A 7,423-nucleotide genomic window follows, 5' to 3' on the forward strand; every position below is an offset into this window, starting at 1 on the left:
TCTACCGATCGGCCGGTGCGGCGCGGGGCGGGCGTTGGAGAATTGACTTTCTTGAACGACGTTCAATAATTGAACAATGTTCAAGAACCCTGCCGAGCTGGCCGAGCGCGTCCTCGCCGGCGACCCAGTGACCCCGGACGAAGCCCTCGAGCTGCTGCACACCGACGACCCCGGCATGCTGGACCTCGTGGCCGCCGCCGCACGGCTGCGCCGCGAACACTTCGGGATGACCGTGAAGGTGAACTACCTGGTCAACCTGAAGTCCGGGCTGTGCGCCGAGGACTGCGGCTACTGCTCCCAGCGCCTGAACGCCGGGACAGACATCCTCAAGTACTCGTGGCTGAGCCCCGAAAAGGCGGTGGAGCAGGCCGAGTACGGCATCCGCGGTGGTGCGAGCCGCGTGTGCCTCGTGGCGAGCGGTCGCGGCCCGTCCAACCGTGAGGTGAGCAACGTGAGCCGCACGGTCGAGGCGCTGAAGGAGCAGCACCCGGATGTGGAGGTCTGCGCATGCCTGGGCCTGCTCAAGGACGGCCAGGCGGAGACACTGAGCGGCGCGGGGGTGGACGCCTACAACCACAACCTCAACACCGCCGAGTCCCACTACGAGTCCATCTGCTCCACCCACACCTACCAGGACCGTGTGGACACCGTGGAGCGCGCGAAGGACGCCGGGCTCTCCCCGTGCTCCGGGCTGATCGTGGGCATGCGGGAGACGGACGAGCAGCTCGTTGAGGCGCTCTTCGCCCTGCGGGACCTGGGCTCGGATTCCGTGCCGGTGAACTTCCTCATGCCCTTCGACGGCACGCCCCTGGCAGGCACGTGGCAGCTGAGCCCGCAGAAGTGCCTGAAGATCCTCTCCGTGGTGCGCTTCGTGTGCCCGGACAAGGAGATCCGCATGGCCGGTGGCCGCGAGATGCACCTGCGCTCGCTGCAGCCGCTCGCCCTGCACGTGGTCAACTCCCTGTTCCTGGGCGACTACCTCACCTCCGAAGGGCAGGCGGCCAAGGCGGACCTGGACATGATCGCGGACGCCGGCTTCACCGTCCTTGGCGCGGGGCCAGACCTTTCCCGTGAGCACGACGCCGCGGCGCCCGCCCACGCCTCGAGCGGTGCGGCTCCCGAGCAGGCTGCGGCGGGCCAGGCCGGTCAGACGGGCTCGGCAGGCCCGGCGAGCACGCCCTGCGGGTCCACGTGCGGAACCGGTGGAGCTGCCGGTCCCGATGCCACCTCGGGCGGCGGTCCGGCCCCCTTCGACCCGGTCTATTCCGATCAGGGTGTCGACGCCGCGCTGCCCTCGACCGCCCAGGGCCCGGTCCCTACTCGGTCAGCTGCCCCGGTCTCCGCGGCGCTCGCCGCCCTGTTGAGCTCGGGCGACGGGCCCGAACGCGACGAGAACGACACCCGGGTGAGGATCGAGCTGAGCCCGACCGTGCGGCGTCGTGGTGCGGGGACCTCGGTGGCGCCGAATGCCTGAACCGGCACCGCAGATCACGCACGACACCGCGCCCGCCGAGAGCAGCGGGGAGGCTTCTTGCCCCGCCGCGGGTGCCGTGGCAGAGACGGCAGAACAGGGTGACGACGCCGTGGAGCCCACCCGCCTCGCCGCTCGTGACCGCGGGCTGCTCTGGCACCCCTACGCACCGCTGGACGGACCCGCACCCCACGCGGTGCTGGCCGCGGAGGGCGTGACCCTGACCCTGGAGACTCCTGAGGGGGACCGGATCCGGGCAATCGATGGCATGGCCTCGTGGTGGTGCGCCGTGCACGGCTACCGCAACCCGGAACTGGACCGCGCCGCCGTAGACCAGATCACCGAGTTCTCCCACGTGATGTTCGGGGGGCTCACGCACCGCCCGGCCGTAGAACTCGCGGAGCTGCTGGTGGAGGTCACCCCGCCCGAGCTGCGGCACGTGTTCTTCGCAGACTCGGGCTCCGTGAGCGTGGAGGTCGCGCTGAAGCTCGCAGTGCAGTACCAGGCGGCCCTCGGACGACCGGAGCGCCGTCGCATCCTGACCGTGCGCGGCGGCTACCACGGGGACACCACTGGCGCCATGAGCGTGTGCGACCCCGAGGGCGGGATGCACGCCGAATTCTCCGGTCTGGTGGCGGAGCAGCTGTTCGTGGCACCGCCTCCCGCGGCGCACCCCCGGCGTAGGTCCGGGTACGAGGATCCCGAGGGGTTGCGGTCCCCGGAGAACCTCGGTGCGACGGCCTCGGACACCGCTGGTTTCGTACCTTCCGGGGACACCGAGGGGCCAGGTGGGAGCGGCGCGCAGGGTGCGGGAGCGCCGTCGTCGTCCGGGGCCGTGGACTGGGACGCCGACGACGCCGCCGTTGAGGCGTGGATCGCGGACGTGCGCAAAGTCGCCCGCGCCCACTGGGACGAGCTCGCCGGGATCATGGTGGAACCCGTGCTGCAGGGCGCGGGCGGGATGCGCACGTACGACCCGCGGTGCCTGCGGGTGCTGCGACAGCTGGCGGACGAGCTGGACCTGGTGTTCATCGTGGATGAGATCGCCACGGGCTTCGGACGCACCGGGAAGTGGTTCGCCAGTGAGTGGGCGGACGTGGTCCCGGACGTAATGTGCGTGGGCAAGGCCCTGACCGGCGGGTATATGTCCCTAGCCGCGGTGCTCGTCTCCGCGGCCGTGGGGGAGGTGATCACCGGGTCTGAGCAGCGCGCGCTCATGCACGGGCCCACGTTCATGGCCAACCCGCTGGCGTGCGCCGTGGCCCTCCAGTCGGTGCGTATGCTCCGCAAGACATGGTCAGAGAACGTGGCACGGCTTTCTGCGGCCCTGAGCGAGATTCTTCCTGTCGCGGTTGACCTTTCGGTGGTCAAGGACGTGCGGGTGATCGGTGGGGTGGGCGTCGTCGAGTTCCACGAGGCACCGGACCCGGTACCGCTCACGTGCGCGGCGCTGGATCAGGGGGTGTGGTTCCGCCCCTTCGGGAGGCTGCTCTACACCATGCCGCCGTACGTGTGCTCCGACGAGGAGGTCCGCACCATTGCCTACGCCCTGCTCCGAGCGGCGCAGGAGGTGGAGCTCACGAGCACGGGCCAGGGTGCCACGCCGCACGGGGCGGGCGCATGACGGCCCACCGCCCGGACGCATTCACGACGGCGCCCGCACCCGCGCACTCGATCGTGGGGTTCCGCATGGCCGCGCCAGGGGGTAACGCGCCAGTTCCGGAGCATCCGGACGTTTCCGCCCCGACCGCTGCGGGCCCCCTCGACGACTGGCTCCGCGACCGGCGGCAAACGGCGCGATGAGGCCGGACTGCGGCGTCGGCTGCGGGCGCTGCCCGGGGCGTGCGTGGACCTCGCCTCGAACGACTACCTGGGGCTGTCCCGGGATCCGCGCGTGGTCACTGCGGCGCGCGAGGCACTGGACGCCCACGGCACGGGATCCCGCGCATCGCGCCTCGTCACAGGGACATTGGGGATCCACGCGCGGCTGGAGCGGGAGCTGTGCGCGCTCACCGGCCAGCCCGCGGCGCTGGTGTTCTCGAGCGGCTACGCCGCCAACACGGGGGTGCTCACGGCACTGGGAGATGCGGACACGCTCATCGTGTCGGATGCCCACGCACATGCGTCGCTGGTGGACGGGGCGCGACTGTCACGTTCCCCGGTGCGGATCGCGCGGCACTCGGACGTGGCCCACGTGGCGCGGCTACTGGCCGAGCGCTCGGAGGCACGCGCCATCGTGGTGGTGGAATCGGTCTACTCGGTGTGGGGAGACCACGCGCCACTCCAGGAGCTCGTGGAGATATGCCGGGCGTGGAATGCCCTCCTGCTCGTGGACGAGACACACGGCATCGGCGTGGCCGGCCGGGGGCGGGGGCTCGTGCACGAACACGGTCTTGCAGGATCCCCCCACGTGGCGGTGGCCCTCACACTGTCCAATGCGCTCGGTGCGCAGGGCGGGGCGGTGCTCGGCTCACCAGCCCTGCGGGAGCACCTGGTCAACACGGCTCGCCCGTTCATCTTCGACACGGCCCTGGCGCCGGCGTCCGCCGGGGCCGCGACCGAAGCCGCGCGGATCATTGGCGAGACCCCCGAGCTGGTGGACCGGCTGCACGAGCGGGCGCGCTTCGTGGCCTCGACCCTGGGCATCCTGCAGGCCAGGGCGGCGGTGCAGTCGGTGCAGGTGGCCACTCCTGAAGCCGCACTCCGGGCCGCGGAGGAGCTACGGGGCAGAGGCGTTGCGGTGGGATGCTTCCGCCCGCCGTCGGTGCCGGACGGCATCAGCCGCCTACGCATCACAGCACCGGGAAACATGGAATTACAGGAATTGTCGCGAGCGTTGCATCACGTTCGGGAGGTGCTGGCGGGCGTGACAGGAGACGAATCGGCCACGCCGTGAGCGTTCTGGGGTCACGGGCACGCCCGCCCGATCGCATCGGTGGCCCATGGGACCACGTCTCCGGCTGCTGCATCAGTGAGCACACGTGGGCACCGGCCCGGCGGGCGCTCATCACCCACCCCACGAACGGGCAGGAGACCCCCATGACCAATCCTCTGAGCGGCATCTTCCCGTCACTCGGGCGCACCGTCCTGGTGACCGGCACGGACACCGACGTGGGCAAGAGCTACGCCACAGCAGCCCTGGCAGTAGCTGGGTGGTACGCGGGCCGGCGGCGGATCGCTGTCTACAAGCCGCAGCAGACCGGCATGCGCGGTGACGACCCGGGGGACGTGCAAGACGGTGCTCGGCTGGTCCGCGCTGCCGGTGTGCCTTCCGGGGCACTCACCATCGCGGAGGGACAGCGGCTGAGCGAACCCATGGCACCCCCTCCCGCCGCGGCCATCGACAGGGTGGAGTTGCTGCCGATCACGGCCCACGTGGCGAAAATCGTGGATCTACAGAAGTCCCACGACCTCGTGCTCGTGGAGGGCAGCGGGGGTGTGCTCGTGGAACTGGACGGGGATCGGCACACCATCGCGGACCTGGCAGTGGCTCTGCAGGGAATGGCTCCGCGCGGGGCGGCACACCAGTGGCCGGTGAACCAAGGGCCAGCCTCCGTGGGCCGGGCTGATGCGAGACAAGCAGGTGGGAGCATCCTTGGCACCGTTGGCCCGGCACCGGTGAGCACAGTGCTGGTGGCTCGCCCGGACCTGGGTACCCTCAACCACACCCTGCTCAGCTTGGAAGCTCTGCAACGCCGCGGGGTCCACGTGGCCGGGGTGGTCCTGGGCAGCTGGCCCGCAGAGCCCGACCGTCTGCACACCTCCAACCGCCAGTACCTGGCGGACCTCCCCCCACTCGACGGGCATCGCATTCCGCTGCTGGGTGCCGTCCCGCAAGGGTGGGGGCACGGGAGCCGCTGATCTGTTTTTGCCACTCAGGGCAGCACCGGCCGAGTGGACCCGACCGGAGACAGCGGGGCAGCCACCTATAGATAGCGACGTGGGCCACATAGGACACGAGTGCGGTATTGCGGGGTTGGTCCTTGACGTTGAGTGAAGGGTGATCGCCGACGAACATGATCGCGATATGGATTGCGGCGTTCATGACATTGGTGGTTCTGCTGTGCGTCACGGATTCCTTCGTGGCGCAGAAGGAATCCGTGACGCAGGGCGCGGACTCAGGGATTGTTCTGGACTTCCGCAAGTCCACGATCTCCCAGCAACGGGCGATCTAGGACCTGAACGAACTCTCCGACGACAGAGAGGGGGACTGATGCGCGATCAGGTGTCAGCTGGGGTTAGGCCGCCAAGCTGACGGTCGGGTTCGTGATGGTCTCGTATTCGATGGGGGTCAATCGGCCCAGGCGGGCCTGCCGGCGGCGTCGATGGTAGGTCCGCTCGATCCAGGTGATGATCGCGATCCGCAGCTCTTCTCGAGTCCGCCACCGCTTGCGGTCCAGGACGTTCTTCTGCAGCAGGGCGAAGAAGGACTCCATCGCGGCGTTGTCCCCGGCAGCGCCGACCTGGCCCATGGATCCGATGAGGTGGTGACGGTTCAGAGTGTGCACGAATTTCCGTGACCGGAATTGCGATCCTCGGTCCGAATGCACGATGCATCCGGCGGCGCCTCGGCGTCGCGAAGCAGCGTTGTCCAGGGCGTTCACCGCGAGACGAGCCTTCATCCGGGAATCCATGGAGTAGCCGACTATCCGACCGGAGAACACGTCCTTGATGGCGCAGAGGTAGAGCTTTCCCTCATCGGTCCAGTGCTCAGTGATGTCGGTCATCCACAGTTCGTTAACGTCGTCGGCTGAGAAGTCGCGCTGGACGAGATCGTCGTGGACTGGCGGACCGGGGGGCTTCCCATTCTTGCCGCGCTTCTTCCCGAAGACGGACCACCACTGGTTGTCTCGGCAGATCCGCCACGCGGTCCGCTCGCACATGCGCTGGCCAACGGATTCCGCTTCGCCGGCGAGGAACCGGTAGCCGAACTCGGGATCATCGCGGTGGGCGTCGAACAGAGCGTTCGCCCGATAGGCCTCGACCAGCTCGGACTCGGTGACCTGCTGTTTCCGCCAGCGGTAGTAGGGCTGGCGGGAGAGCTTCAGGACCCGCAGGGACACCGCGACGGGAATGCCGTCAGCGGCGAGCTCGCTCACGAGCGGGTAGAACCTTTTCCCGGCAGGTTCGCCTGGGACAGGTAGGCCGCGGCACGGCGGAGGACCTCGTTCTCCTGCTCGAGCAGCCGGATCCGCTTGCGCGCATCGCGCAGCTCGGTCGACTCCTCCCGTGTCCTGCCGGGGCGGTTGCCGTCGTCAATGTCGGCTTGGCGGATCCATTTGTGCAGCGTCATCTCGTGGACGCCGAAGTCCTTCGCGATCTGCGCGAGAGTGACGCCGGCCTCGCGGGATCGGGCCACGCGCACGACATCTTCGCGGAACTCCTGGGGGTAGGGAGCGGGCATGGTGCACATCCTTCCAGGCCGCCCAGTGGGCAAGCCAGATCAGATGTCACCTATTCGCGCGGCAGTCCCAACCAAACCATAGGTCAGGTCAAGATGTCACCTATCCGTGCGGCAGTCCCTCATGGACCTCGGCTCGTGCTGATACCGGATCTCGTGATGTGACACCTGAAGCGCCCTGGGTTTGGTTCCGAGCTTCCTGAAGGAGAATCGGATCATGCCCAAGAAGTTCACCCCCGAGTTCCGCGAACGCGCCGTGCGGATGGTCTTCGACCGCCAAGCCACCGAGGGCGGACCACGCGCGGCCTCCATCCGAGTCGTGGCCGAGTCGCTGGGCTGTGGCCCCGAGACCCTGCGCGCCTGGTGCAACCAAGCCATCACAGCAAGCAAGGCGACACCGGCACCCGCCACTGACGAGAGCCTGGGCGAAGAGAACCGCAGGCTGCGTCGAGAACTCGCCGAAGCCCGCCGCGCCAATGAGATGGCGGATTCAAGCGGTCAGCGCAACATCTCCTGTGAGATGGGACAGTCACTGACCACAGGAGGATCCG

General features: G+C 68.8%; 7 protein-coding genes. 6 read left to right on the top strand and 1 reads right to left on the bottom strand.

Annotation, left to right across the window (positions count from 1 at the left end; translation table 11 throughout):
- Positions 1-76 precede the first annotated feature (76 nt).
- From bioB to RF645_RS11195, 5 genes are all read left to right on the top strand, one after another.
- The gene (bioB, locus tag RF645_RS11175; protein ID WP_006214414.1) at positions 77-1,474 is read left to right on the top strand and encodes a biotin synthase BioB; all 1,398 of its coding nucleotides are present in this window, start codon (positions 77-79) and stop codon (positions 1,472-1,474) included.
- Positions 1,475-1,550: 76 nt separating this feature from the next.
- A complete protein-coding gene (locus RF645_RS11180) occupies positions 1,551-3,095 on the top strand; it encodes an aminotransferase class III-fold pyridoxal phosphate-dependent enzyme (protein WP_006214413.1) in 1,545 nt (514 codons plus the stop codon).
- A 222-nt stretch (positions 3,096-3,317) separates the two neighbouring features.
- Positions 3,318-4,367 (top strand): 8-amino-7-oxononanoate synthase, encoded by a 1,050-nt coding sequence (locus tag RF645_RS11185; RefSeq protein WP_006214412.1) that lies wholly within the window; start codon positions 3,318-3,320, stop codon positions 4,365-4,367.
- A gap of 143 nt (positions 4,368-4,510) precedes the next feature.
- Positions 4,511-5,332 (top strand): ATP-dependent dethiobiotin synthetase BioD, encoded by an 822-nt coding sequence (gene bioD / locus RF645_RS11190; RefSeq protein ID WP_368819090.1) that lies wholly within the window; start codon positions 4,511-4,513, stop codon positions 5,330-5,332.
- 182 nt (positions 5,333-5,514) lie between these two features.
- On the top strand, positions 5,515-5,646 hold the full coding sequence (locus tag RF645_RS11195; protein WP_259872085.1) for a hypothetical protein: 132 nt from the start codon (positions 5,515-5,517) through the stop codon (positions 5,644-5,646).
- 63 nt (positions 5,647-5,709) lie between these two features.
- Here RF645_RS11195 and RF645_RS11200 read toward each other — a convergent pair.
- Positions 5,710-6,875 (bottom strand): IS3 family transposase gene (locus tag RF645_RS11200; RefSeq protein WP_235044737.1). Its coding sequence is split into 2 segments (ribosomal slippage): positions 5,710-6,588 and positions 6,591-6,875, totalling 1,164 coding nucleotides; the frame shifts between segments, so codons are not numbered across the junction.
- Between the two features lie 214 nt (positions 6,876-7,089).
- Here RF645_RS11200 and RF645_RS11205 point away from each other — a divergent pair.
- On the top strand, positions 7,090-7,423 hold a 334-nt coding region (locus RF645_RS11205; RefSeq protein WP_368819091.1), incomplete at its 3' end, for a transposase.

Source organism: Kocuria sp. CPCC 205260, assembly GCF_040981045.1.
Taxonomy (GTDB): Bacteria; Actinomycetota; Actinomycetes; order Actinomycetales; family Micrococcaceae; genus Kocuria; species Kocuria palustris.